This is a genomic window from Pseudomonas sp. YNh (assembly GCF_037993085.1).
In the GTDB taxonomy this organism is placed as follows: domain Bacteria; phylum Pseudomonadota; class Gammaproteobacteria; order Pseudomonadales; family Pseudomonadaceae; genus Aquipseudomonas; species Aquipseudomonas putida.
In genome coordinates this window covers 348,775-375,171 of sequence record NZ_JBBMRJ010000002.1, presented here as the reverse complement: position 1 = coordinate 375,171, position 26,397 = coordinate 348,775, and the positions used below count along the sequence as shown (strand labels likewise).

Genomic DNA, 26,397 nt, shown 5'->3' with positions numbered 1-26,397 from the left:
GGGGTTGCGACCGACCGCTGCAGCAGGCAGCAAGGAAGCCGCATGTTAGGACGCTTTGGCAAGGATGCCAGTTCACTCGTGGGGGTGGAAATTGCCCCTGACGCTGTTCGTGTTGTGCAACTTCAGCGGCGCAATCGGCGCTGCCGGGTGCTTGCATCGGCACAAGAGCCGTTCGAATTACTGGCAGGCAAGGATTGGGTCGCGGAGCCCGCTACCGTGGTGGCAGCCCTGCGCCGTGCCTACCTGCGCAGCGGCCTGAGGCAGCGTCGGGTAGCGTTGGCGTTACCGGCCAGCCAGGTGATCTGCAAGCGGTGTCATTTGCCGATGGAGCAGGCCGGGGCAGAACTGGAGACGCAGTTGCTGGCCGACGCCGAGCGGCTGTTTCCGTTTCCGTTGGAGGACTTGGCCCTGGACTTTCAAGTCCTGGGGGCATCCCCCACGCAACCGGGGTGCGCCGAGGTGATGGTGGCCGCGTGTCGGCAAAGTGCGTTGGCGTCTCTTGATGCCATCGTCAAAGAGGCCGGGTTGCAACTGGAGGCTATCGAGGTCGACAACATTGCCTTGTGCCGCATGTTGCCTCAGGGCTGCCTCGAAGGTTCGGCACTGCTGCGGGTCGAAGCGCACAGCGCAGTGCTTTATGACTGGCAGCCCGACCGGCCTTACCAGCGTCGTGAGCTTCAAGTGCAGGGGCTGAACAACATGGGGCAGTTGTCGGAGCAACTGCACGCGCTGCTTGCCGATGAGCATTTGCCTGGTGGCCTGTGGATTACCAGCAGCTCATCGGTGGACCCAACCTGGTTGCAAAACCTTGGTCACCAGCTGACTACGCCGTGCAGGCATTTACCTGGCCTGGAGGGGCTGGAACACGTTGACGGCACGATGCTCCTGGCGTGCGCCCTGGCACTTGGAGGGTTGCGCCCATGATGCGGCTTAACCTGATGCCCTGGCGTGAACGGCAGCGCGAGGCGGCGATTCGGCGCTTTCGTAGCCAGCTGATTGCCGGCGCACTGCTGGCGCTGTGCGCCGTGACGCTGGTCGACCAGTTGGCCCGTCAGCGCGGGCAGCAACAGGTGGTGGCCAATGCCCAACACCATGCCGCCCTTGAGGTGCTGGCCGGGCAACTGCAGCCGCTGGCTGATGTGCGTGCACAGCATGAGGCACTCATCGCACGGTCGGCAGCGCTAGAGGGCTTGCGTGCCCAGCAGGGTGTTCTAGGCGATGTATTCGCTGACCTCGAAAGGGCGCTACCGGTTGGGGTCCAGCTTCTCGACCTCAGCCTGGAAAACGGCCATCTGCAGATGACCGGGCTGGCTACGTCCGGCGCAGTGGTTGCGCAGTTCATGCGCGATCTGGATCGGTCGGGTGTTCTGCTCGATCTGGCGCTCAAGCGCGTCAGGAGCATGCCGGGTGGCGATGAATTTCTGCTCGTTGCGCGCGTTTCGGCGTTCTGGTCGTGAATGCAGCACCGATCCTTGCCTGGCTGGCGGTAGCCGAGCGTTCCAGAAGCATCAGGCGTATCGCGCCAGTGCTGGTCGCTGTGCTGGTGTTCGGCCTGGGTTGTGCGTTTCGCCTGCCGGCAGGGTTACAGCAGCAGGTGCAGGAGGCGGTCAGGCACGCCACATTGAACGAGCAGCAGGCAGCCAGTGCGGCGCAACTGGTCGAGCTGGAGCGATTGCAGGCGTCTCTGGTTTTTGCCGAGCGGCGGTTGCTGGAGGCCCACTGGTACCTGGCCGCAGGGGAGGGCATGAGCGACCTGCTTGAGCGCCTGGCGGCTTCGGGGCATGCGCACGGGTTACTGGTCGAGCGGTTCGACGTACAAGAAGCCGAGCAACAGGCAGGCTATTGGAAAGTGCCGCTGGAAGTACAGGTGGTGGGGCGGTACGTGGACTTGCGTCAGTGGCTGGGCGACTGGCTGGGCCAGGCACGCCTGCTGCGCAGCGGTGACATGAACCTGGCCGCAGTCGAGGGTCAGCCCGGCCTATTGCGTCTGCAACTGCGGGTCGATGCCTTCCAGGCCACCGCGCCCGTACCGGCACCTGACGTGCTTGCGCATATGCCGGCCATGGCCGCGACGCCAGTGCCTGCGGTCGACCCCTTCGCGCCAGGGGCGACGCGAACGGCTGGCTCAGGGCTGGCCAGCGTGCCGCTGGCGCAACTGGAAATGGTCGGCAGCCTGTCGCGAGGTGCGGCGCATGAGGCTCTGTTGATGGCGGCTGGCAGGCTCTATCGCGTGCGGGCAGGTGAGCGCTTGGGGCGTAACCACGGTGTGGTGGCGCGGATTGATCAAGGCCAGGTCGAAGTGCACGAACGGCTATTCATGGCAGGGGTGTGGCACGAGCGCACGGCGTTCATCACCCTTGCAAACCGCGTGGGCAAGGAGGCCCCGAACCAGAATGAAGAGAGTGATGAAATGGATGTTGGCAGCCCTGCTGCCGATCCCGCTGGTGTGGGCGACGCCTTACCAGGGTGAACCCCTGTCGTTGAACTTTCAGGATGTGGAGGTGCGTTCGGTGCTGCAGGTACTGGCCGATTATGCGGGCGTCAACCTGGTTGCCAGCGATGACGTGCAGGGCAGCGTGACCTTGAGGTTGCAGGACGTGCCCTGGGACCAGGCCCTTGACCTGGTGCTGCGCAGCAAGGGCCTTGCCCGGCAGCAAGAGGGCAATGTGCTGCTGGTGGCGCCTGCGGCAGCGTTTGCCCCACAGCCGTTTGATGCCCATGTCGGCCTGTTGCCGGATGCACAATTGCAGCCGTTACGTCGTGAATTGATACCGATCCACCATGCTAACGCCGCGGAACTGGTCGAGCTGTTGATGACCAGCCTGGCGGATGACAGCACACTCGCCGTTCGTGGCAGCCTGGGTGTCGATGAGCGCACCAATACCCTGGTGGCGCACCAGCCCGCCGACCGACTGGCCGAGTTGCGACAACTGGTTGCGCAACTGGATGTGCCGGTGCGCCAGGTGGCGATCGAGGCACGTATCGTCGAGGCCAATGTCGACTACGAGAAAAGCCTGGGGGTGCGCTGGGGTGGGCCGCTGTACGGTGAAAGCCTGCGGCCGGGCAAGGAGCTGTTCATCGACCTCGGCGTGGAGCGGGCGGGCAGCAGTGTCGGCCTGGGCCTGCTGCGCGGCGGCGTGCTCCTCGACCTGGAACTCAGCGCCATGGAAAAAAGCGGCAACGGCGAAATCATCTCGCAACCCAAGGTGGTCACGGCCGACAAGGAAACGGCCAGGATCCTCAAAGGCACCGAGGTGCCATACCAGGAAACCAGTAAGAGCGGCGCCACCTCGGTCGCCTTTCGCGAAGCCTCGCTGTCGCTGGAGGTGACCCCGCAGATTACACCGGACAACAAGGTGATCATGGCGGTCCGGGTGACCAAGGACGAGCCGGATTACGTCAATGCCTTGAACAACGTACCGCCGATCCGCAAGAACGAGGTCAATGCCAAGGTTCGGGTGGCGGACGGCGAAACGATCGTGATCGGTGGCGTGTACTCGACTTCGCAAAACAATGTGGTCGACAAGGTGCCATTTTTAGGCGATCTGCCGTATGTTGGGCGGCTGTTTCGACGCGATGCATTACAAGAGAAAAAATCCGAGCTGCTGGTCTTCCTGACTCCGCGTATCATGAGTGACCAGGCGATTGCTGTGAGTCGTTGATTCTGTGCGAAATTTGATACTTGTGGGGCCCATGGGCGCTGGTAAAAGCACCATCGGACGCCTATTGGCCAAAGAGCTGCGCCTGCTGTTCAAGGATTCCGACAAGGAAATCGAACTGCGATGCGGCGCCAACATCCCGTGGATTTTCGACAAGGAAGGCGAGCCAGGTTTCCGTGAGCGCGAGCAGGCGATGATCGCCGAACTGTGCGCACTTGACGGCGTGGTCCTGGCCACCGGCGGTGGCGCTGTAATGCGCGAAGCCAACCGCCAGGCATTGCGCCGGGGCGGCCGGGTGATCTACCTGCATGCCTCGGTGGAACAGCAGGTGGGCCGTACCGCGCGTGATCGCAATCGCCCGCTGCTGCGCACCGCCAACCCCGAGGCGACCCTGCGCGCCCTGCTGGAAGCCCGCGACCCGCTCTACCGCGAGATCGCCGACGTGGTGGTGGAAACCGACGAGCGGCCGCCGCGCATGGTGGTGATCGATATTCTCGAACGCTTGCAGCAGTTGCCGCCCCGTTAACCCGGGACTATTCTCGGCCACCAGCGCCGAGGCGAGGTTCAACGATAGCGCGTGGGTTGCCCGAATGGCGCCGCGCCCAAGTACATTGTGGGGATACATGCAGACACTTAAGGTCGACCTGGGCGAGCGCAGCTACCCGATCTACATTGGCGAAGGCCTGCTGGACCAGCCCGAGCTGCTGGCACCGCACATTGCCGGCCGGCAGGTCGCCATCGTTTCCAACGAGACCGTCGCGCCCCTGTATCTCGAACGTCTGAGCAAGACCCTGGGTGCCTACTCGGTGCTGCCGGTGGTATTGCCCGATGGCGAGGCCCACAAGAACTGGGAAACGCTGCAGCTGATCTTCGACGGCCTGCTGACAGCCCGCCATGATCGTCGCACGACTGTGGTTGCCCTGGGCGGCGGCGTGATCGGTGACATGGCCGGCTTCGCTGCCGCCTGCTACCAGCGCGGTGTCGACTTCATCCAGGTACCGACCACCCTGCTTTCCCAGGTCGACTCGTCGGTGGGCGGCAAGACCGGTATCAACCACCCGCTGGGCAAGAACATGGTCGGTGCCTTCTATCAGCCCAATGCGGTGCTGATCGATACCACCAGCCTGAAGACCCTGCCGGCGCGCGAACTGTCTGCAGGCCTGGCCGAAGTGATCAAGTACGGCCTGATTTGCGACAAGCCGTTTCTCGGCTGGCTTGAAGACAACATGCAGGCCTTGCGCACCCTCGATTCCGCTGCCTTGACTGAAGCCATCCGCCGCTCCTGCGCGGCCAAGGCTGCAGTGGTCGGTGCCGACGAGCGCGAGTCCGGCGTACGGGCCACCCTGAACCTGGGGCATACCTTCGGGCATGCCATCGAGACCCACATGGGCTACGGCGTGTGGCTGCACGGCGAAGCCGTGGCAGCGGGCACGGTGATGGCCCTGGAAATGTCCATGCGCCTTGGCTGGATCGACCAGGCCGAGCGCGATCGCGGAATCCGCCTGTTGCAGGACGCAGGTTTGCCGGTGGTGCCACCACAGGAAATGACCCCGGCGCATTTCATGGAGCACATGGCGGTCGACAAGAAAGTGATCGACGGCCGCTTGCGTCTGGTGCTGTTGCGCCAGATGGGCGAAGCCGTTGTGACCGACGACTATCCGAAAGAGATTCTTCAGGCCACGCTGTCGGCGGATTACCGCGCGATCGTGGCCCAGCTTTGAGGTTGTGACAGCGCAATGACCAGTTTGCATGCCGATGAGGCCTTTCTCGACCATTACCAGTTGAGCCACGATCCGTTCGCGCCCCGTGTGCCCGGCTTCAAGTTCTTCCCGGCCCAGCGCAAGCCCGTGCTTGGCCAACTGCACCACCTGGCGCGCTACAGCCAGCTGATGCTGGTGGTCAGCGGCCCGCTGGGCAGCGGCAAGTCGCTGCTGCGCCAGGCCCTGGTGGCCAGCACCAACAAGCAGGCTGTGCAGAGCGTGGTGGTGTCTGCCCGCAGTGCCAGCGATGCTTCCAGCATGCTTGCCCAGGTCGCGCAGGACCTGGGTGTGGCCCAGCCCGAAGTGCAGGCGATCCTGTCCAAGGTGGTGCAGCTGGCACTGACCGGGCAGGAAGTGTATTTGCTGGTGGACGATGCGGAACAACTCGACGAGTCGGCACTCCAAGCGTTGCTGGAGTTGGCGGCGGGGGTACCGGAAGGGCGCCCGCACGTGTTCCTGTTCGGTGAGCCTTCACTGATTGCCGGGCTGGACGAGCTCAATGTCGAGGAAGAACGCTTCCACATCATCGAGCTTGCCCCCTACAGTGAAGAAGAAACCCGCGAGTACCTGGAGCAGCGCCTGGAAGGGGCTGGCCGGGGCATCGAGGTGTTCAGCCGTGAACAGATCGTCGATATCCATGAACACTCCGACGGCTGGCCTGGCAACATCAACCAGGTCGCCCGTGACACTTTGATCGAAGCCATGATCGCCAGCCGTTCGACGGTCAAGCGACCATCCATGGGGTTCAAGATGCCTAAAAAACATGTGCTCGCGCTGTCCGCTGTGGTCGTGGTCGCTGTGGCGGCCGCGGTGTTGATGCCCAAGAAAGGTGACAAACCACCCGCTGAGGCGCCGGCCGCCCAAGCCCAGTTGCCGCTTGGCGATGGCAAGCAGGGTGCCAATATCGAGTTTTCCGGCTCTTCCCAGCCGATGCCGTTGCCGCTGGTTGGTCAGTCCCAGCCTGTAATGCGCGAACCGCTGGCCCAGGCCGCGGGCATGGGTGAGGGTGAAGAAGGCAGCCCGGCGGGTGACACTGCCCTGCAGCCTGGCAACCCGCCCCCAACCGTGACCACCATTGCGCCGCCGCAAGGCGTGCCAGCTGGCCCGGCACCTGTGCCTGCACAGCCTGTGGCTACTGCGCCGGTACAGCCGGTTGCGCCTGCGCCCAAGCCTGTTGCAACCCAGCCTGCGAAGCCGGTTGCACCTGCCAAGCCTGCACCCGCGCCTACCCAGGTCGCCGTTGCCAAGCCGGCCGCCAAGCCTGCCGAAAAACCTGCCGTCAGTGGCAGCGGCAACAGCGGCTGGTACTCCGCGCAGAAACCGGGCAATTACGTGGTGCAGATCCTGGGCACCAGCTCTGAGGCCTCGGCCCAGGCGTTCGTCAAGAACCAGGGTGGCGACTATCGCTACTTCAAGAAAAACCTGCAGGGCAAGCCGCTGTACGTAGTCACCTACGGCAGCTTCGCCAACCGCGATGCAGCGGTTGCGGCAATCAAGAACTTGCCAGAGAAGGTCCAGGCTGGTAAACCTTGGCCACGTACCGTCGGCAGCGTCCAACAAGAGCTGGCCACGGCCCGCTGATACCTTCCGGGCGGCATCACCCCGCCGCCCAGTTGCTGAGCGATTACTGACTTTCGAATAGCCTGCTGCGTTTCAACGCGGCAGGCTTTTCTGTCCCAGACTGCCGGCCACAAGCCCCTAGTTGCAGTCATGGCTGAAACGCTTCAGACTCGAGCCAAGCCGTTATCACGGCGCATGGCGCAAAAACATTCAAAATTGCGACATAAATTTTCAATGGTGAGACATGAAAATTTGTGGGCATCGCTGTCGCTGTGCAACAATGGTTTTCCATGACCACCGCAAAAAAGCTGGCGTTTGATCGGCGTGGATGGTAAGTGGTTGTTAAAAAAGAGATTTGCCTCCGTTGAGAGGTGAACCTGGTGAGAATGTGTCTATGAAAACAGGTCTGTACCATCCCGAAGAATTCAAGGACAACTGTGGTTTTGGCCTGATCGCCCATATGACGGGCGTACCGAGCCACCACCTTCTGCAAACCGCCATGCAGGCGCTGACTTGCATGACCCACCGCGGCGGTATCAACGCCGACGGCAAGACCGGCGACGGTTGCGGTCTGCTCATGCAGAAGCCCGATCAATTCCTGCGAGCCGTGGCCCAGGAACACTTCGCCGTCGAACTGCCCAAGCAGTACGCCGTCGGCATGGTGTTCTTCAACCAGGACCCGGTCAAAGCCGAAGCTGCCCGCGCCAACATGGACCGCGAAATCCTCGGCGCTGGCCTGAAACTGGTCGGCTGGCGCAAGGTACCGATCGACACCAGCGTACTCGGCCGCCTGGCCCTGGAGCGCCTGCCGCAGATCGAGCAGGTGTTCATCGGCGGTGAAGGCCTGAGCGACCAGGAATTTGCTATCAAGCTGTTCAGTGCCCGTCGCCGTTCGTCGGTGGCTAACGCCCACGACAGCGACCACTACATCTGCAGCTTCTCGCACAAGACCATCATCTACAAAGGCCTGATGATGCCGCGCGATCTCGCGGCGTTTTATCCAGACCTGGGTGACGAGCGCCTGCAAACCGCGATCTGCGTGTTCCACCAGCGCTTCTCCACCAACACCCTGCCGAAATGGCCGCTGGCGCAGCCATTCCGCTTCCTCGCCCACAACGGCGAGATCAACACCATCACCGGCAACCGCAACTGGGCCATGGCCCGTCGCACCAAGTTCGCCAATGACCAGATTCCCGACCTCGAAGAGCTCGGCCCGCTGGTCAACCGCGTCGGTTCCGACTCGTCGAGCATGGACAACATGCTGGAGCTGATGGTGACCGGTGGCATCGACCTGTTCCGCGGCGTGCGCATGCTGGTACCGCCAGCCTGGCAGAACGTCGAGACCATGGACGCCGACCTGCGCGCCTTCTACGAATACAACTCCATGCACATGGAGCCGTGGGATGGCCCGGCCGGTATCGTCATGACCGAAGGCCGCCACGCGGTGTGCCTGCTCGACCGCAACGGCCTGCGCCCGGCGCGCTGGGTGACCACCACCAATGGCTACATCACCATCGCCTCGGAAATCGGCGTATGGGGTTACCAGCCTGAGGAAGTGCTGGCCAAGGGCCGTGTCGGCCCGGGTCAGATCCTCGCCGTGGACACTGAAACCGGCCAGATCCTCGACACCGACGCCATCGACAACCGCCTGAAGTCGCGCCACCCGTACAAGCGCTGGCTGCGTCAGCACGCTACCCGCATTCAGGCGACGCTGACCGACGACCAGGGCGCGGCCAGCTACGACGCTGACCAGCTCAAGCAATACATGAAGATGTTCCAGGTCACCTTCGAAGAGCGTGACCAGGTGCTGCGCCCGCTGGGTGAGCAGGGCCAGGAAGCCGTTGGCTCGATGGGTGACGACACGCCGATGGCCGTGCTGTCGCAGCGTGTGCGTTCGCCGTTCGACTTCTTCCGCCAGCAGTTCGCCCAGGTGACCAACCCGCCGATCGACCCGCTGCGCGAAGCCATCGTGATGTCGCTGGAGATCTGCCTGGGCGCCGAGCGCAACATCTTCCAGGAGTCCCCGGAGCATGCTTCGCGGGTCATCCTCAGCTCGCCGGTCATCTCGCCCGCCAAGTGGCGTTCGCTGATGAACCTGGAGCGTGAAGGTTTTGACCGTCAGCTGATCGACCTCAACTATGAGCAGAGCGTCGGCCTGGAAGCGGCCATTCGCAACATCGCCGACCAGGCTGAAGAAGCCGTGCGCGCTGGCAAGACCCAGCTGGTGCTGAGCGACCGCTACATCGCCCCGGGCAAGCTGCCGGTGCACGCATCGCTGGCCGTTGGCGCGGTACACCACCGCCTGACCGAACAGGGCCTGCGTTGCGACAGCAACATCCTGGTGGAAACCGCCACCGCCCGCGACCCGCACCACTTTGCCGTGCTGCTGGGCTTCGGTGCCTCGGCCGTTTACCCGTACCTGGCGTATGAAGTACTGGCCGACCTGATCCGTACCGGCGAAGTGCTGGGCGACCTGGACGAAGTGTTCAAGTACTACCGCAAGGGCATCTCCAAGGGCCTGCTGAAGATCCTGTCGAAGATGGGTATCTCCACCATCGCCTCGTACCGCGGTGCGCAGCTGTTCGAAGCCATCGGCCTGGCCGAGGAAGTGGTCGGCCTGAGCTTCAAGGGCGTTTCCAGCCGCATCAAGGGCGCGCGCTTCGTAGACCTGGAAAGCGACCAGAAGCTGCTGGCGGCCGAAGCCTGGAGCGCGCGCAAGCCGATCCAGCAAGGTGGCCTGCTGAAGTTTGTCCACGGTGGCGAGTACCACGCCTACAACCCTGACGTGGTCAACACCCTGCAAGCCGCCGTGCAGCAGGGCGACTACGCCAAGTTCAAGGAATACACCACGCTGGTCGACCAGCGCCCGGTGTCGATGATCCGTGACCTGCTCAAGGTGAAAGTGGCCGACCAGCCACTGGCGCTGGAGCAGATCGAGCCGCTGGAGGCCATCCTCAAGCGCTTCGACTCCGCCGGTATCTCGCTGGGTGCACTGTCGCCAGAGGCTCACGAAGCGCTGGCCGAGGCGATGAACCGCCTGGGCGCGCGTTCCAACTCCGGTGAAGGCGGTGAAGACCCGTCCCGCTACGGCACCATCAAGAGCTCCAAGATCAAGCAGGTGGCCACCGGCCGCTTTGGTGTGACCCCGGAATACCTGGTGAACGCCGAAGTGCTGCAGATCAAGGTTGCCCAGGGCGCCAAGCCGGGTGAAGGCGGCCAGTTGCCAGGCGGCAAGGTCAACGGCCTGATCGCCAAGCTGCGTTATGCGGTACCGGGCGTGACCCTGATCTCGCCACCGCCGCACCACGACATCTATTCGATCGAAGACCTGGCCCAGCTGATCTACGACCTCAAGCAGGTCAACCCGCAGGCCCTGGTGTCCGTCAAGCTGGTGGCAGAGGCCGGCGTGGGCACCATCGCCGCTGGCGTTGCCAAGGCCTATGCCGACCTGATCACCATCTCCGGTTATGACGGTGGTACCGGTGCTTCGCCGCTGACCTCGATCAAGTACGCCGGCGCCCCGTGGGAACTGGGCCTGGCCGAAACCCACCAGACCCTGCGCGGCAACGACCTGCGCGGCAAGGTACGGGTACAGACCGACGGCGGCCTGAAAACCGGCCTGGACGTGATCAAGGCGGCCATCCTCGGCGCCGAAAGCTTCGGTTTCGGTACCGCGCCAATGATCGCCCTGGGCTGCAAGTACCTGCGCATCTGCCACCTGAACAACTGCGCCACCGGCGTAGCCACCCAGAACGACAAGCTGCGCAAGGACCACTACATCGGCACCGTCGACATGGTGATCAACTTCTTCACCTTCGTCGCCGAAGAAACCCGTGAGTGGCTGGCCAAGCTGGGCGTGCGCAGCCTGGGCGAGCTGATCGGCCGTACCGACCTGCTCGAAATGCTGCCAGGCGATACCGAGCGCCAGCAGTACCTGGACCTGTCGCCGCTGCTGGGCAGCTCGCACATTCCTGCGGACAAGCCGCAGTTCTGCGAAGTCGACAAGAACCCGCCGTTCGACAAAGGCGAGCTGGCCGAGAAGATGGTGGACATGGCCCTGCCGGCGATCCGTGATCAGGCCGGTGGCGAGTTCAACCTCGACATCTGCAACTGCGACCGTTCCATCGGTGCCCGTATCTCTGGCGAAATCGCCAAGCTGTACGGCAACCAGGGCATGGCCGCCAACCCGATCACCTTCCGCTTCAAGGGTACTGCCGGCCAGAGCTTCGGCGTATGGAACGCCGGTGGCCTGAACCTGCACCTGCAAGGCGATGCCAACGACTACGTCGGCAAAGGCATGACCGGTGGCAAGGTCACCATCGTGCCGCCAGCCGGCAGCCCGTTCGAAACCCAGCACAGCGCCATCGTCGGCAACACCTGCCTGTACGGTGCCACTGGCGGCAAGCTGTTTGCCGCAGGCACTGCGGGCGAGCGCTTCGCTGTGCGTAACTCCGGCGCCCACGCTGTTGTCGAGGGCACTGGCGATCACTGCTGTGAGTACATGACCGGCGGCTTTGTCTGCGTCCTGGGCAAGACCGGTTACAACTTCGGTTCTGGCATGACTGGCGGCTTCGCCTACGTGCTCGACATGGACAATAGCTTCGTCGACAAGCTCAACCACGAGCTGGTGGAAATCCAGCGTATCAGTGGTGAAGCGATGGAGGCCTACCGCAGCCACCTGGCGCGCGTCCTTGGCGAGTATGTGGAAGAAACCGGCAGCGAGTGGGGGCGTGAGCTCTCCGAGAACCTGGACGACTACGTGCGGCGCTTCTGGCTGGTGAAGCCGAAGGCAGCCAACCTGAAGCAACTGTTGTCCAGTACTCGTGCCAACCCGCAGTAAAAACAGCTGCAAGTGGCAAGCCTCAAGCTGCACGTAAAGGCAGTACGAGGTTTGCCCGGCTTAAGTGATCGTCTTGCGGCTTGCAGCGTGTAGCTTGCAGCTGCTGTAAAGAGGTTTTGAAAAATGGCTGAACGTCTGAATAACGACTTCCAGTTCATCGAAGTGGGCCGCAAGGACCCGAAGAAAAAGCTGCTGCGCCAGCGCAAGAAGGAGTTCGTGGAAATCTACGAACCGTTCAAGCCGCAGCAGTCCGTAGACCAGGCGCACCGCTGCCTGGGCTGTGGTAACCCGTATTGCGAATGGAAGTGCCCGGTGCACAACTTCATCCCCAACTGGTTGAAGCTGGTGTCCGAAGGCAACATCCTGGCTGCGGCGGAGCTGTCGCATCAGACCAACACCCTGCCGGAAGTGTGTGGCCGCGTGTGCCCGCAAGACCGTCTGTGTGAAGGTGCCTGTACCCTGAACGACGGCTTCGGCGCGGTGACCATCGGTTCGGTGGAGAAGTACATCACCGACACCGCCTTCGCCATGGGCTGGCGCCCGGACATGTCCAAGGTCAAGCCAACCGGCAAGCGCGTCGCCATCATCGGTGCCGGCCCGGCTGGCCTGGGCTGCGCCGACGTGCTGGTACGCGCTGGGGTAACCCCGGTGGTCTTCGACAAGAACCCGGAAATCGGCGGCCTGCTGACCTTTGGCATCCCTGAGTTCAAGCTGGAAAAGACCGTGCTCAGCAACCGCCGTGAAGTGTTCACCGGCATGGGCATCGAGTTCCGCCTGAACACCGAGGTGGGCACCGACATCACCATGGAGCAGCTGCTCGCCGAGTACGACGCAGTCTTCATGGGCATGGGCACCTACACCTACATGAAGGGCGGCTTCCCGGGCGAGGACCTGCCGGGCGTGCATGACGCGCTGGACTTCCTGATCGCCAACGTCAACCGCAACCTGGGCTTCGAGAAGTCGCCGGAAGACTTCGTCGACATGCGGGGCAAGAAGGTTGTGGTGCTGGGCGGTGGTGACACCGCAATGGACTGCAACCGCACGTCGATCCGCCAGGGCGCGCAAGCGGTCACCTGCGCCTATCGTCGTGACGAGGCCAACATGCCGGGTTCGCGCAAAGAGGTGAAAAACGCCAAGGAAGAGGGCGTGAAGTTCCTCTACAACCGCCAGCCCATCGCCATCGTCGGCGAGGACAAGGTGGAAGGTGTGAAAGTGGTGGAGACCCGTCTCGGCGAGCCGGATGCCCGTGGCCGCCGCAGCCCTGAGCCGATCCCGGGTTCCGAAGAGATCCTGCCGGCCGATGCCGTGGTGATCGCCTTCGGCTTCCGCCCAAGCCCGGCGCCGTGGTTCGAGCAGCACGGCATCCAGCTGGACAGCCAGGGCCGCGTGGTAGCGCCGGAGAAGGGCAAGTTCAAGCACCAGACCAGCAACCCGAAAGTGTTTGCCGGTGGCGACATGGTGCGCGGTTCGGACTTGGTGGTGACGGCGATCTTCGAAGGGCGTACGGCTGCGGAAGGTATCCTGGACTATCTGGAAGTCTGATCCATTGTTGGGGCAGCTTCGCGGCCCATCGCGGCCCATCGCGGCACAAGGCCGCTCCTACAGGAGATATGCGATTCCCTGTAGGAGCGGCCTTGTGCCGCGAATAGGGCTGCAAAGCAGCCCCCAGGGCATTTTTGTATACAAAAACGCTTGATCTGTGGCATCCAATAGACAAAACGCATGGCCATGGCCGTGCCTTTTGCGCTGGCGTCTGAGAAAATGCCCGCACTATTTTTCCGGATGCCGACATGACTGCCCTGAAGAACGACCGTTTCCTGCGTGCACTGCTCAAGCAACCTGTAGACGTCACCCCGGTGTGGATGATGCGCCAGGCCGGGCGCTACCTGCCGGAGTACCGCGCCAGCCGCGCCAAGGCCGGTGACTTCATGAGCCTGTGCATGAACCCGCAGTTTGCCTGCGAGGTCACCCTGCAGCCGCTGGAGCGCTACCCGCTGGACGCGGCGATCCTGTTCTCGGACATCCTCACCATCCCCGATGCCATGGGCCTGGGCCTGTACTTCGAAACCGGCGAAGGCCCGCGTTTCAAGAAGGTCATCAGCACCCCGGCCGACATCGAAGCGTTGCCGATCCCCGACCCGCAGAAAGATCTGGGCTATGTGATGGACGCGGTCAGCACCATCCGCCGCGAACTGAACGGCCGCGTGCCGCTGATCGGCTTCTCGGGCAGCCCGTGGACCCTGGCCACCTACATGGTCGAAGGCGGCTCGTCGAAAGACTTCCGCAAGACCAAGGCCATGGCCTACGACAACCCGCAAGCCCTGCACCTGCTGCTGGACAAGCTGGCCCAGTCAGTCACCAGCTACCTCAACGGCCAGATCCTTGCCGGCGCCCAGGCTGTGCAGATCTTCGACACCTGGGGCGGCAACCTGTCTGCGGCGGCCTATCAGGAATTCTCCCTGGCCTACATGCGCAAGATCGTCAGCGGCCTGATCCGCGAACACGAAGGGCGCAAGGTGCCGGTGATCCTGTTCACCAAGAACGGCGGCCTGTGGCTGGAGAGCATTGCTGAAGCCGGTGCCGACGCGCTGGGCCTGGACTGGACTTGCGAAATCGGCGATGCCCGCCGCCGCGTGGGCGACAAAGTAGCCTTGCAAGGCAACATGGACCCGACCGTGCTTTACGCCAAGCCGGAAGCCATCCGCCAGGAAGTGGCGCGCATCCTGGCCAGCTACGGCCACGGCACCGGCCATGTGTTCAACCTTGGCCACGGCATTACCCCGGAAGTCGACCCGGAGCACGCTGGCGTGTTCATCAATGCCGTTCACGAGCTGTCTGCGCAGTACCACCAGTGAGTTGAATGCTGAAAACAAAAAGCCCGGCCCTGTGCCGGGCTTTTTGTTGCATTAAGTTTTAATTCAGCGATCGTCGTTAATCTGGTCCCATCGAAATCGAAACAGGACCCGTTCCCCATGAAAGCCCGTTACCTCGCCCTGATCCTTGCCCCTCTGTTCAGCACCGCTGCTCTGGCCGCAACCTATACCGGCCCTGGCGCCCAGTCTGTCACCACTGTTGCGGCTGCCAACGATGCCGCCGATGACACGCCTGTGGTGCTGCAGGGGTATGTGACCAAGAAGATCAACAACGACGACAAGTACGAGTTCAAGGACAACACCGGCACCATCACTGTTGAAATCGACGACGAAGACTTGCCACCGACGCCGTTCAACGACAAGACCAAGGTGAAGCTGACCGGTGAGGTGGAAAAGCACCTGATGAGCCGGGAAGTGGATGTGGATATTGTCGAGATCATCAACTGATCTGATGGCCCAATCGCCGGCAAGCCAGCTCCCACAAGTACTCCACAGGTCATGAGCCTTGTGGGTTCCTGTGGGAGCTGGCTTGCCGGCGATTGGGCTGCGAAGCAGCCCCATGCTCAGGCTGTCTTGGGTGGTAACTTGCTCAGGTGCAGCGCCACCAGCAATGCCACGGCCAACAAGCTGCCAATGAACAGTCCTATGCCGTTCCAGCCCCACTGGTGCCAGAACACCCCGCCCGCCGTACCCGCCACGCTGGACCCTGCGTAATAGCTGAACAGGTACAGCGACGATGCCTGCCCCTTGGCCTTCAGCGCCCGGCGGCCGATCCAGCTGCTGGCCACCGAGTGCGCGCCAAAGAAGCCGAAGGTGAACACCAGCATGCCCACAATCACCATCGCCAGCGGGCTGGCCAGGGTCATTAGCAAGCCACCCGCCATCACCACGATACTGGCCCAGAACACCTTGCGCCGGCCCAGCTTGTCCGCCAGCGCGCCGACTTGTGCCGAGCTGTAGATGCCGGACAGGTAGACCACCGACAGCAAGCCCACCAGCGCCTGGTTCATATGGTAAGGCTCGGCCAGCAAGCGGTAGCCGATGTAGTTGAACAAGGTGACGAAGGCGCCCATCAGCAGGAAGGCTTCAAGGAACAGCCAAGGCAGCCCGGCATCCTTGAAGTGCATGACAAAACCGTCCAGCAGGCTGCGCGGGCTCATCATCTGCGGGCGGAAGTTGCGCGATTCGGGCAGCACCTTCCAGAAAACCAGTGCGGCGACCAAGGCCAGGCCACCGATGGTCAGCATGGCCGTGTGCCAGCTGACGAAGTCGATCAGCACGCCGGTAATCAGCCGGCCGCTCATGCCGCCAATGGCATTGCCGCCGATGTACAGGCCCATGGCCAGGCCGATGTGCTGTGGGTGGATTTCTTCGCTCAGGTAGGTCATGGCCACGGCAGCCAAGCCGCTCAGTGACAGACCAACCAAGGCGCGGGTGGCCAGTACCAGTTCCCAGCTTGGCATCACCGCGCTGGCCAAGGTGGAGAGGGCGGCGCAAACCAGGGCAAAGACCATCACCGGCTTGCGCCCGATACGGTCAGAAATGGGGCCGGTGATCAACAGGCCGAACGCCAGCATGGCGGTGGACACCGACAGTACCAGGCTGCTCTGGGCCGCGTTGATGGAAAACTCCTTCGACAGCAGCGGCATCATCGGCTGCACGCAGTACAGCAGGGCGAAGGTGGCGAAGCCGCCGCTGAACAGGGCCAGCACGGTCTTCATGAAGGCCGGGGTGCCTTTTTCAATCCACATTTCGTTCAGTAGAGCAGGCTCTGGCTCGGCGGGAAGGGGGGCTACAGCAGTTTTCACGGGCGGGTACCTCTGGCGCAATGAAAAAAGCATATAGCTGGCTAATGATTAGATCCAATATATTGTTCGACCTATTTAAGACGTTTTTCGAATCATTTGGAGCTGATCATGGAGCTGCGTCATCTGCGTTACTTCATCGCCGTGGCCGAAGAACTGCACTTTGGTCGTGCCGCCCAGCAACTGGGTATTTCCCAGCCGCCCCTGAGCCAGCAGATCCAGGCCCTGGAACAGGAACTGGGGGCCAGGCTGTTCGAGCGTACCAACCGTCGGGTGGAACTGAGCGAGGCAGGGCGGCTGTTCCTCGAAGAGGCCCGTCAGGTGCTGGCGCAGGTGGAGAAGGCCGCCGACGTGGCTCGGCGCGCGCAGTTGGGGGAGCTGGGCGAGATGAAGATCGGCTTTACCTCGTCGGCCCCGTTCACCTCGAAGATTCCCAAGGCCATTCATGCCTTCCGCCAGCGCTTCCCGGCGGTGCACCTGAACCTCAAGGAAATGAGCAGCCGCGATGTGGCCGAAGGGGTGTTCGACGAGTCCATCGAAGTGGGGCTGATGCGGCCGATGCCGTTGCCAGAAGGGTTGGTGGCCACTGAGTTGTTCCGCGAGCCGCTGGTGGCGGTCATCAACGCATCGCATCCGCTGGCTGAAAGCACTGAGCAAGGGGTGCACATGGCGGCGCTGGCCCACGAGCCGTTCGTATTCTTCCCGCGCAGTTATGGCAGCGGCCTGCATGCCCAGTTGCTCAGCCTGGCGCGGCAGGCAGGCTTCAGCCCGCACTTTGCCCAGGAGGCCGGGGAGGCGATGACCATCATCGGCCTGGTGTCGGCGGGGTTGGGGGTGTCGGTGTTACCGGCGTCGTTCCAGCGCATGCGCATCGAAGGCGTGGTGTACCGCACGCTGCTGGATGAGGGGGCGATGTCGGCGGTGTGGCTGGTGCAGCGCGAGCGCGGCAATTCGGTGATGGCCAAGGCGTTTGCCGAGCTGTTGACGGGGCAGGTGGTCGGCCAGGGGTGATGCAGGCCAAATGGCGCTGGCCATTGCCGCAGTGCCGCCACATACTCGGGCATTCGTTGAAACACGGAGGTCAATCATGCGGCGCGTGGTGTTCAATCAGAAAGGTGGCGTGGGCAAGTCGAGCATCGCCTGCAACCTGGCGGCGGTCAGTGCCAATGAAGGCTATCGGACCTTGTTGATCGACCTGGATGCCCAGGCCAACTCGACCCAGTACCTCACCGGCCTGACCGGCGAGGACATCCCCATGGGTATCGCCGACTTCTTCAAGCAAAGCCTGTCCAGCGGGCCGTTCAGCAAGAAAAACAAGGTCGACATCTACGAAACCCCGTTCGACAACCTGCACGTGGTCACGGCCACTGCCGAGTTGGCCGACCTGCAGCCCAAGCTTGAGGCCAAGCACAAGATCAACAAGCTGCGTAAGTTGCTCGACGAGCTGGACGAGGACTACGAGCGTATCTACATCGATACCCCGCCGGCGCTTAACTTCTACGCGGTTTCCGCGTTGATCGCGGCTGATCGTGTGCTCATCCCCTTTGACTGCGACAGCTTCTCGCGCCAGGCCCTGTACGGCCTGCTGGCCGAGATCGAAGACCTCAAGGAAGACCACAACGAAGACCTGATGGTCGAAGGCATCGTGGTCAACCAGTTCCAGTCGCGTGCCAGCCTGCCGCAGCAGATGCTCGACGAGCTGCTGGCCGAAGGCCTGCCGGTGCTTCCGGTGTACCTGGGCAGCTCGGTGAAGATGCGCGAATCGCACCACGCCAGCCTGCCGCTGATTCACCTGGAGCCGCGGCACAAGCTGACCCAGCAGTTTGTCGAGTTGCACGATTTGCTTGAGCGCAGCGAATAGCGCCTGCCTGACGCTTGCACTTTATCCAAGTCCCGAGCACAATCTCCCAAAACGGGAGATTTGCTTGGATGCGCGTCATTGCCAAAAGCAGCTTGGTGAAGTTCTGGGAATTGCCTGGGCATGAAGATGCCAAAGCGGCCTTGGAAAGCTGGCACGATATGGTGCTCAAAGCTATCTGGCGAACGCCACAGGATGTAAAAGATCAGATTGGCAATGCCAGCATCTGCGGCAAGAACCGCGTGGTTTTCAACATCGGGGGGAACAAGTATCGGCTTGTGGTCGAGATGCAGTATCGAGCCGGTATTGCCTAGGTGAAGTTCGTCGGTACGCACAAGCGCTACGACGAGATTGACGTGGAGACAGTCTGTGAATATTAAGCCGATCCGCAATGATGACGACCTTCGAGCCGCGTTCCAGCGGCTCGAGGCCATTTTCCAGGCAGAAGCGGGCACGCCAGAAGCTGATGAAATGGAGGTGCTTGTGACACTGATTGAAGTGTACGAAAACAAGCACTATCCCATTCATCCCGCCAATCCCATCGAGGCCATCAAATTCTGCATGGATCAGCAGGGCCTTACCCCACGTGATCTTGAGCCATATATCGGCCCAAGCGGCCGAGTATCGGAAGTATTGAATGGGAAGCGTGGGCTAAGCCTTTCGATGATCAAGCGCCTGCATGATGGCCTTCGTATTCCCTATGAGTCGCTACTGGCAAATGCCTGAGAATTAGACCCCTTGGCTACGCACCCACTCCAGCAACGACTGGAGTGGAAACGCCCCGGCCTGGCGGCTGATTTCGCGCCCGTTCTTGAACAGCAGCAAGCTGGGGATCGAGCGTATGCCCAGTTGCCCGGCGAGGTTGCGGTTGGCTTCGCTGTCGAGCTTGGCCAGACGGCAGCGGCCGGCAAGTTGGCGGGCAGCCTGTTCGAAGGTGGGGGCGAAGGATTTGCACGGGCCGCACCAGTCGGCCCAGATGTCGACCAGCAGCGGCAGGTCGCCTTTGATCTGGCTGGCGTAGCTGGCTTCGGTGAGCTCAAAGGGGGTGCTCAACAGCACCTCCTGTTTGCAGCGGCCGCATTTCGGTGCATCGCCCAGGCGCTCGGCGGGCAGGCGGTTCAGGCCGTTGCAGTGGGGGCAGGGGATTACCAGTGGGTCGGACATATCAATTCCTTGTGTTGTTTGTTCGGGCCCTATCGCCGGCAAGCCAGCTCCCACAGGGGTACCGCTTGCCTCAAGTCTGGCACGTTACCTGTGGGAGCTGGCTTGCCGGCGATAGGGCCGTTAGAGCAATCATCAATCAGGAAGAGCAGCTGATTTCCAGGTGCTTGCCCCATTCCGGCGGCCGCTCGGTGTAGGCCTGCATCCCGGGCTGCTCCTCGAAGGGTCTGGTCAGTACCTGGTGCAATTGCCGCACCTCACTGTAGTCCCCCGCTTCAGCCGCTTCGATGGCTTTCTGCGCCAGGTAGTTGCGCAGCACATACAGCGGATTCACCGCATGCATCCGTTCACGGCGGCCTTCGGCATTGCCGGGTTCACGTTCACAGCGGGCCAGGTAATCTGCACCCCAGGCATCGAAGCCGGCCAGGTCGATGAAGTCGTCGCGCACCACTTTCAGCGCATCGGCCACCGGCTGCTCACCGAGTTTTCGGAAGAACAGACTGTAGTCCACGCCGCCACGCTGCATGCACTGCAGCAGGCGCTCGACCAGCGCCATGTCGTCGTCCTCGGCAGTGGTCAGGCCCAGACGCCGGCGCATCAGGTCCAGATAATGGGCCTGGTACAGCGGCAGGAACAGCCCCAACGCTTCCTTCAACGGCTCAACTTCGATCACGGTGGTCAGGGCTTGGGCCAGCGCGCTGAGGTTCCAGTGGGCGATGGGCACCTGGTTGGCGTAGCTGTAGCGGCCACGGTCGTCGGAGTGGTTGCAGATGAAGTTGGCGTCGAAGTCGTCCAGGAAGGCGTAAGGGCCGAAGTCGAAGGTGATGCCCAGGATCGACATGTTGTCGGTGTTCATCACCCCGTGGCAGAAGCCATAGGCCTGCCAGCGGGCAATCAGTTCGGCGTTGCGCTCGACGATGGTGTGGAACATGGCCAGGTACGGTTGTTCGGCGTCACGGCATTCGGGGTAGTGCTGCTCAAGGACATGGTCGATCAGCACGCGCTGCTGCTCGGGCTGCTTGGTGTAGTAGAAATACTCGAAATGGCCGAAACGCACATGGCTCTGCGCCAGGCGCGTGAGCATGGCGGCGCTTTCGCGGGTTTCACGCCACACCGCGGTGCTGGAGCCGATCACGCACAACGCCCGGCTGCTTGGGATACCCAGGGCGTGCAAGGCTTCCGAGGCAAGGAATTCGCGTATCGACGAGCGCAGCACGGCGCGGCCATCGCCCATGCGTGAGTAAGGGGTCTGGCCGGCGCCCTTGAGGTGCAGGTCCCAGTGCTCGCCTTTGTCGTTGAGTACTTCGGCCAGCAGCAGGCCGCGGCCATCGCCCAGCCGTGGGTTGTACGAGCCGAACTGGTGGCCGGAATAGACCATCGCCCGTGGGTCGGCTTCTTCCCACAGCTTGTGGCCGCTGAACAGCTCGGCGAACACCGGCAGGTCGGCCTGGGCGGGGTCGAGCTCGAGCAAGGCCATGGCCGACTCGCTGGCTACCACCAGGCGCGGGTCTGCAATGGGCTCGGGCAGCACCTGGGTGGAGAACGCATCGCCCAGTCGGGCGAAGCGGTTGTCGAAGGTGAGTTGGTCGAGGGCTTTCACGGGCTGCTCCTGAGATTCAGCACAGAATAAAGCATTCGAGCCCACTCAGGCCGGTGCAGTGCCATCCGGTTTAGGTTGCTCCAGCGGAATCAGCTGCTGCTTGCCGCCCTTCTGGTCCATCAGGAACACCTCGACCTGGCGTACCGAGATCTTGATGTTGTGAGCCTTGAACTCGCGGTTGATGTAGCGGTTGATCTCGTCGAGCGTCGGGTTGCGGTCGCCCAGGTCGCGCACGTGCATGCGCAACTCGTGGTCCAGCGAGCTTTCACCAAAGTTGAGGAAGTACACGATCGGTTCCGGGTCCTTGAGCACGCGCGGGTTTTCGTGTGCACCCTTGAGCAGCAGGTCGCGCACAAGGTCCAGGTCGGAGCCGTAGTCGATGCCCAGCTTCAGCGTTACCCGGGTGACCGTGTCGGTCAGCGACCAGTTGATCAGCTGGCCGGTGATGAAGGTCTTGTTGGGGACGATGATGTCCTTGCGGTCGAAGTCGGTGATGGTGGTGGCGCGGATGCGGATCTTGCTCACCGTGCCCGACAGGTTGCCGATGGTGATGGTGTCGCCAATGCGTACCGGGCGCTCGAACAGGATCATGATGCCGGAGATGAAGTTGGCGAAGATTTCCTGCATGCCGAAGCCCAGGCCCACCGACAACGCGGCCACCAGCCATTGCAGCTTGTCCCAGCTCACCCCCAGGGTCGACAGGGTGCTGACGATACCGATGCCGACAATGGTGTACGACAGCAGCGTGGTGGTGGCATAGGCGCTGCCCTGGGCCAGGTTCAGGCGTGACAGCACCAGCACTTCCAGCAGGCCCGGCAAGTTGCCGGCCAGGGCGAAGGTGATGCCGACGATCACCAGCGCACCCAGCAGGTCGCCAAGACTTATCGGCACCATGCTGGCGGCGGCGCCGGTGCCGCTGGTGTATTCGTACAGGACGAAGTTGTTGAGGTAAGCGAACACCGAGATCAGGTCTGCCCACACCCAGTACAGGCCGGCGATGAAGCCGCCGAGCAGGGCCAGGCGGATCAGGCGCAGCGACTGCTGGTTGACCTGCTCGATGTCCAGCGTCGGCTCTTCGGTGATGACTTCGCCATCCAGCCCTTCCTTGGCCGCTGCCCGTTTGCTGAGCGCGCGCTGGTAGGCCAGGCGCCGTGCCGCCACCGACAGGCCGCGCACGAACGCCGCCTCGATCACCAGCCAGAACAGCAGCAGGTACAGGGTGTAGATGAGTCGGTCGGTGAGCTTCAATGCGGTGTAGTAGTAGCCGAAACACACGGCGACGAACAGGGCGATGGGCAGTGCGGTGAACGCTACGCCCACTGCCCTGCGGAACAGCGAGGTGTCGCGGTGCGCGGGGCTGCTGAGTAGCAGGCGGCTGAGCAGCCAGGCCATCAGTGCGTAGCAGGTCAGCACCACGCCGATACCCAGCACATCGTCGGCCAGCGCCGAAGGCTGGTGCTCGGCCACCGCCACCACGCCCACCAGCGCCAGCACCACGGTGCCCAGGCGGCGTACCCAGCCACGCAGGAACTCGACTTGCGGCTTGTGCCAGCGGAAGTGGATTTCGGCCACGCCACCGGGGGCCAGGATGCGGTAGGCGGTGTAGAACACCAGCCAGGCCTGGGCCAGTTGCCAGAGGGCGGCACCGAGGTTGGCGTTTTGCCCGCGGGCGTCGATCTGCAGGGCGTAGCTGCACAGCGCCAGGCCAAGGCTGACCGGCATCGCCAGGAGGATGTTGATAAGGATCGCCTGGGGCGTGTGCCACTGGCTGTCACGGCGGAAGTGGCCGATGTCCTGGTGCACCTTGCCCAGCCGTTGGTACAGGTACTTGCGCCGCCACAACAGGGCGCCGATGACCAGTAACAGCGGCAGGAACAGCAGCGGGCGCTGGCTCAGGCCGTCGGCCAGCTCTTTCAGGCCCGAACCCCATGGCAGGTTGGCGACCTGGTCGGCCAGGCGCTGGGGTACATAGCTCAGCCAGTCCCAGTCCAACGGCTTGTTGCTGGGGATCCAGAACATCTGTTCGTCGAGGGTGGTGCGCAGGCTCTGCGCGGTGCCCAGCAGCTGCTTCTGGTTGAGTTGCAGGGTAATCGACTCGTTGAGCAGTGCCGACAGTTCGCGGTTCAGGCGCTCGAGCAGATCGCTGCGGGTGATCGCCACCTCCAGCAGGGCTTTGCGCAAGGCCGGGGTGACGTCTGCCTGCGGCTGGCTGGCCAGCAGTTTGTCGACGTAGGTAACCGGGCTGCTCATTTGTTCGCGTTGCTGGTTGATCTCGAACTGGTACAGGCGGATATCGGCGATCTGATCGGCCAGGTCACGGTCGAGCTTGAGGTGCGGTAGCGCCTGCTTCTGTTTGTAGAGGATCTTCGACAGCAACAGGCTGCCCTTGAGTACGCTGATCTGCTCGTCCAGCGCCTGATCGGCCTGGGTCAGGCTGTCGAGTTGCTGCTTGGTGCGCAAGTTCTGTTGGGTCAGCTCGTTGAGGCGGTCGGTGCTTTTGAGCAGGTAGTCGGAAAGTTTGAGGTTGGCCGCGCTCTCGCTGGCCAGCAGGCTGCTGCCGCCGGCTTTCTGGGCCTCGATCGATTGCTGGGTAACCGCCTCTTGCGACTGGGCCAGCCGTTTATCGTTGATCAGCGTCTGCAGGTCCTGGATTTCCTGCTCCAGGCGCGCGGCACGCTCGATCAGCAGGTCGTGGCGGGCGTTGCCCAGGTCTTGCAGCAGGCTGTTGCCAGCCAGTTCCTGGCGGCGCAGCAAGGTAAGTGCGTTGAGTGAGGCCAGCTCGGCATTGAGCTGGTTGCGCTGGTCGGCGTTGATCGATTTGCCGCCATCCTTGCCGGTTTTGAGGATGCTGTTGATCTGCTGGGTACGGGCCTGGCTGTTGCTGATTTCGGCCTGGGCGCGTTCCGGGCGGGTTTGTGAATTGATGATCAGGCTGTTGGCTTCGGACAGCGCCTTCTGCAGCTCGCCCTGCTGGGTGTTGCGTTCGCTGAGCATTTGCTCGAGCTGTGGCACGCTGAGGGCGGCGTAGCGTTGAGCGACAGGCTGCGCCTTGCTTTCCTTGAGCCTGGCCAGTTCCTTCTGGCTGTCACTGGTTTCCTTGGGGGCGCTGGTCAGCTGCTGCTTGAGCGCGGCGAGCTTCCTTTCGTTGTCTTCCTTGCTGGCAAGCAGGCTCAACGTCTGTTCGAGCACTTGCTGCAGGGCCTTCTGGTCAGCCTCGGGCAGTTTGCGCTCGGCGATCTTGTCGAGGCTGTTCTGGATGCTGGCGGTGGTCGGGGCCTCTGCTGCGGTGGCCGCAAAGGAAAGGGACAGGCACAGCCCGAGCAGGGCTGTGCGAAGGTACACGCGCAGGGACATAGGCAGACTACTTGTGGATCCGGCAGAAACGAAGTTTAGAGGAACAATCCTGGTCCGGGTCGCGTTCCTTCGGGGAATCTGACGCCTACTTTCTGGATCTTGTTCCCGTCCATGGTTGCCACGGTCCAGATCGTGCCATGCCAATCGACCTGGTCACCTACTACTGGAGCGCCTCCGACCTTCTGTCGGATGAACTGCGCCAGCGGCATTTTCGCGTCCAGGCCATCGAGTTTCAGGCCGTAAAGCGCTGCCACCGCACCCAGTTCGGCATCGCCTTCGAGCACGAAGTCGCCAAAGAACCGCAGGTCCAGGCCACGCTGTGGTGCCTGGCTGAACAGTTTGCCCAGCGCCGGCAGGTTATGCTCGTGACCGATCACGCAGAGCATGTCGCCCACTTCCAGCACGGTACTGCCGGAGGGGTGCAGCAGTTGCTCGCCACGGAACAGGGCGGCAATCCGGGTGCCCTCGGGCATTTTCAGCTCGCGCAAGGCGGCACCGATGCACCATTTTTCGGCGCCCAGGCGGTAGACGAACATTTCCCACTCGCTGGTGATGTGCACTTCCAGGGCTGAGCGGGAGATCGGCGCCGGGTCTGGCGGCACGGTCACTTTCAGCAGTTTGGCCATCCACGGCAGGCTGGTGCCTTGCACCAACAGCGACACCAGCACGATGAAGAACGCCAGGTTGAAGAACAGCTGGGCGTCTGGCAGGCCCGCCATCAGCGGGAACACTGCCAGGATGATCGGTACCGCGCCGCGCAGGCCTACCCAGGAGATAAAGCCCTTTTCGCGGCCATGGAAGGCCTTGAACGGCAGCAGTGCAGCGACCACCGACAGCGGCCGCGCCACCAGAATCATCCACAATGCCAGGCCTAACGCCGGCAAGGCGATGGGCAGCAGGTCGTGGGGCGTGACCAGCAGCCCCAGCACCAGGAACATGCCGATCTGGGCCAGCCACGCCATGCCGTCGAGCATGTGCAGGATACCGTGGCGGCTGCGGATAGGCTTGTTGCCCAGCACCAGGCCGCACAGGTACACGGCGAGGAAGCCGCTACCGTGCAGGGCGTTGGTCAGCGAAAACACCACCAGGCCGCCGGCTACCACCAGGATCGGGTACAGGCCACCGGCCAGGTTGATGCGGTTGACCAACTGCAGCATCACCCAGCCGCCACCCAGGCCCAGCAGCCCGCCAATGCCGAACTCGCGCAACAGGTGGCCCAGCAGGCTCCAGTGCAAGCCGGTCTGGCCGCTGGCGATCATGTCGATCAGGGTGACCGTGAGGAAAACCGCCATCGGGTCATTGCTGCCCGACTCGATCTCAAGGGTGGCGGTAACCCGCTCGTTCAGGCCTTTGCCGCCCAGCAGCGAGAACACCGCAGCGGCGTCGGTTGAGCCGACGATGGCGCCGATCAGCAGGCCCTGTATCAGGCTCAGGTTGAACAGCCAGGCGGCGACCAGGCCGGTGAGGGCGGTGGTGATCATTACCCCGACCGTGGCCAGCGACAGTGCCGGCCACAGCGCCACGCGGAAGCTTGCAACGCGCGTGCGCAAGCCACCGTCGAGCAGGATCACGGCCAGTGCCAGGTTGCCCACCAGGTAGGCGGTCGGGTAGTTGTTGAAGATGATGCCGCCACCATCGACACCGGCGACCATGCCGACGGCGAGGATGATGACCAGAATGGGGATGCCCAGCCGCGACGACAGCGAGCTGACCAGAATACTTGCACCCACCAGCAATGCGCCGATCAAGAACAGGCTGTTGATGGTGCTTGCATCCAAAGGCAGGTACTCCGAGACAGCGGCGGGAAGGGACGTGGTAGCGCGTTTTTCAGCAAAAGCTAGCAGGTCGCGTGCCAATCGATTCTAACCCGAGGCCAGCGCAGGCTGTAAAGCGATACCGCATCGTTGCTGCGGCTTGCGGCTGCAAT

At 62.7% G+C, this 26,397-nt stretch carries 19 protein-coding genes and 1 pseudogene; 15 read left to right on the top strand and 5 right to left on the bottom strand.

Annotated features, from left to right (window positions below; genetic code table 11):
- Positions 1-42: 42 nt before the first annotated feature.
- The 11 genes from pilM to WF331_RS03615 all read left to right on the top strand — a co-directional run bounded on the left by pilM (position 43) and on the right by WF331_RS03615 (position 15,139).
- Positions 43-924: a type IV pilus biogenesis protein PilM gene (pilM, locus tag WF331_RS03665; RefSeq protein WP_049274632.1), complete on the top strand. Its 882-nt coding sequence runs from the start codon at positions 43-45 to the stop codon at positions 922-924.
- Positions 921-1,457: a PilN domain-containing protein gene (locus WF331_RS03660; protein ID WP_059394472.1), complete on the top strand. Its 537-nt coding sequence runs from the start codon at positions 921-923 to the stop codon at positions 1,455-1,457. Before pilM ends, WF331_RS03660 begins: the two co-directional genes overlap by 4 nt.
- A gap of 11 nt (positions 1,458-1,468) precedes the next feature.
- Positions 1,469-2,470, top strand: coding sequence for a pilus assembly protein PilP (locus WF331_RS03655; protein ID WP_284359477.1), 1,002 nt, complete (start codon positions 1,469-1,471; stop codon positions 2,468-2,470).
- Positions 2,394-3,662 (top strand): type IV pilus secretin PilQ, encoded by a 1,269-nt coding sequence (locus tag WF331_RS03650; RefSeq protein ID WP_080642824.1) that lies wholly within the window; start codon positions 2,394-2,396, stop codon positions 3,660-3,662. Before WF331_RS03655 ends, WF331_RS03650 begins: the two co-directional genes overlap by 77 nt.
- Positions 3,663-3,666: 4 nt before the next feature.
- The gene (gene aroK, locus WF331_RS03645) at positions 3,667-4,185 is read left to right on the top strand and encodes a shikimate kinase AroK (protein ID WP_024717571.1); all 519 of its coding nucleotides are present in this window, start codon (positions 3,667-3,669) and stop codon (positions 4,183-4,185) included.
- Positions 4,186-4,282: 97 nt separating this feature from the next.
- A complete protein-coding gene (gene aroB / locus WF331_RS03640; protein WP_016502041.1) occupies positions 4,283-5,380 on the top strand; it encodes a 3-dehydroquinate synthase in 1,098 nt (365 codons plus the stop codon).
- 15 nt (positions 5,381-5,395) lie between these two features.
- Positions 5,396-7,000 carry an SPOR domain-containing protein gene (locus tag WF331_RS03635; RefSeq protein ID WP_197897819.1) on the top strand — a complete coding sequence of 535 codons (1,605 nt, stop codon included), beginning with the start codon at positions 5,396-5,398 and terminating at the stop codon, positions 6,998-7,000.
- A gap of 373 nt (positions 7,001-7,373) precedes the next feature.
- Entirely contained in the window at positions 7,374-11,819 is a 4,446-nt protein-coding gene (gene gltB / locus WF331_RS03630) for a glutamate synthase large subunit (protein WP_284359002.1), read from the top strand.
- A gap of 123 nt (positions 11,820-11,942) precedes the next feature.
- Positions 11,943-13,361 carry an FAD-dependent oxidoreductase gene (locus WF331_RS03625; RefSeq protein ID WP_016502038.1) on the top strand — a complete coding sequence of 473 codons (1,419 nt, stop codon included), beginning with the start codon at positions 11,943-11,945 and terminating at the stop codon, positions 13,359-13,361.
- A gap of 248 nt (positions 13,362-13,609) precedes the next feature.
- A complete protein-coding gene (gene hemE, locus WF331_RS03620; RefSeq protein WP_174371093.1) occupies positions 13,610-14,674 on the top strand; it encodes a uroporphyrinogen decarboxylase in 1,065 nt (354 codons plus the stop codon).
- A gap of 117 nt (positions 14,675-14,791) precedes the next feature.
- Entirely contained in the window at positions 14,792-15,139 is a 348-nt protein-coding gene (locus tag WF331_RS03615) for a YgiW/YdeI family stress tolerance OB fold protein (protein WP_016502036.1), read from the top strand.
- Positions 15,140-15,255: 116 nt separating this feature from the next.
- Here the strand turns inward: WF331_RS03615 and WF331_RS03610 are convergent, their stop codons facing one another.
- The gene (locus WF331_RS03610; protein ID WP_217436064.1) at positions 15,256-16,533 is read right to left on the bottom strand and encodes an MFS transporter; all 1,278 of its coding nucleotides are present in this window, start codon (positions 16,531-16,533) and stop codon (positions 15,256-15,258) included.
- A 75-nt stretch (positions 16,534-16,608) separates the two neighbouring features.
- On the opposite strand from WF331_RS03610, the gene WF331_RS03605 reads away from it, so the two are divergent.
- The 4 genes and pseudogenes from WF331_RS03605 (at position 16,609) to WF331_RS03590 (ending at position 19,081) form a co-directional block, all read left to right on the top strand.
- Positions 16,609-17,508, top strand: coding sequence for a LysR family transcriptional regulator (locus tag WF331_RS03605; protein WP_016502034.1), 900 nt, complete (start codon positions 16,609-16,611; stop codon positions 17,506-17,508).
- Between the two features lie 76 nt (positions 17,509-17,584).
- Positions 17,585-18,358 carry a ParA family protein gene (locus WF331_RS03600; RefSeq protein ID WP_016502033.1) on the top strand — a complete coding sequence of 258 codons (774 nt, stop codon included), beginning with the start codon at positions 17,585-17,587 and terminating at the stop codon, positions 18,356-18,358.
- A 68-nt stretch (positions 18,359-18,426) separates the two neighbouring features.
- Positions 18,427-18,735: pseudogene (locus tag WF331_RS03595) on the top strand (type II toxin-antitoxin system HigB family toxin).
- Positions 18,725-19,081: a helix-turn-helix domain-containing protein gene (locus WF331_RS03590; protein ID WP_016502031.1), complete on the top strand. Its 357-nt coding sequence runs from the start codon at positions 18,725-18,727 to the stop codon at positions 19,079-19,081. Before WF331_RS03595 ends, WF331_RS03590 begins: the two are co-directional and overlap by 11 nt.
- A 3-nt stretch (positions 19,082-19,084) precedes the next feature.
- Here WF331_RS03590 and trxC read toward each other — a convergent pair whose 3' ends face one another.
- The 4 genes from trxC to WF331_RS03570 all read right to left on the bottom strand — a co-directional run bounded on the left by trxC (position 19,085) and on the right by WF331_RS03570 (position 26,248).
- Positions 19,085-19,519 carry a thioredoxin TrxC gene (trxC, locus tag WF331_RS03585; protein ID WP_049274623.1) on the bottom strand — a complete coding sequence of 145 codons (435 nt, stop codon included), beginning with the start codon at positions 19,517-19,519 and terminating at the stop codon, positions 19,085-19,087.
- 136 nt (positions 19,520-19,655) lie between these two features.
- Complete coding sequence (gene selO, locus WF331_RS03580) at positions 19,656-21,116, bottom strand: protein adenylyltransferase SelO (RefSeq protein WP_284358992.1); 1,461 nt, start codon at positions 21,114-21,116, stop codon at positions 19,656-19,658.
- Positions 21,117-21,161: 45 nt separating this feature from the next.
- A complete protein-coding gene (gene mscK / locus WF331_RS03575; RefSeq protein WP_049274621.1) occupies positions 21,162-24,470 on the bottom strand; it encodes a mechanosensitive channel MscK in 3,309 nt (1,102 codons plus the stop codon).
- Between the two features lie 35 nt (positions 24,471-24,505).
- A complete protein-coding gene (locus WF331_RS03570; RefSeq protein WP_041167927.1) occupies positions 24,506-26,248 on the bottom strand; it encodes a potassium/proton antiporter in 1,743 nt (580 codons plus the stop codon).
- Positions 26,249-26,397 lie beyond the last annotated feature (149 nt).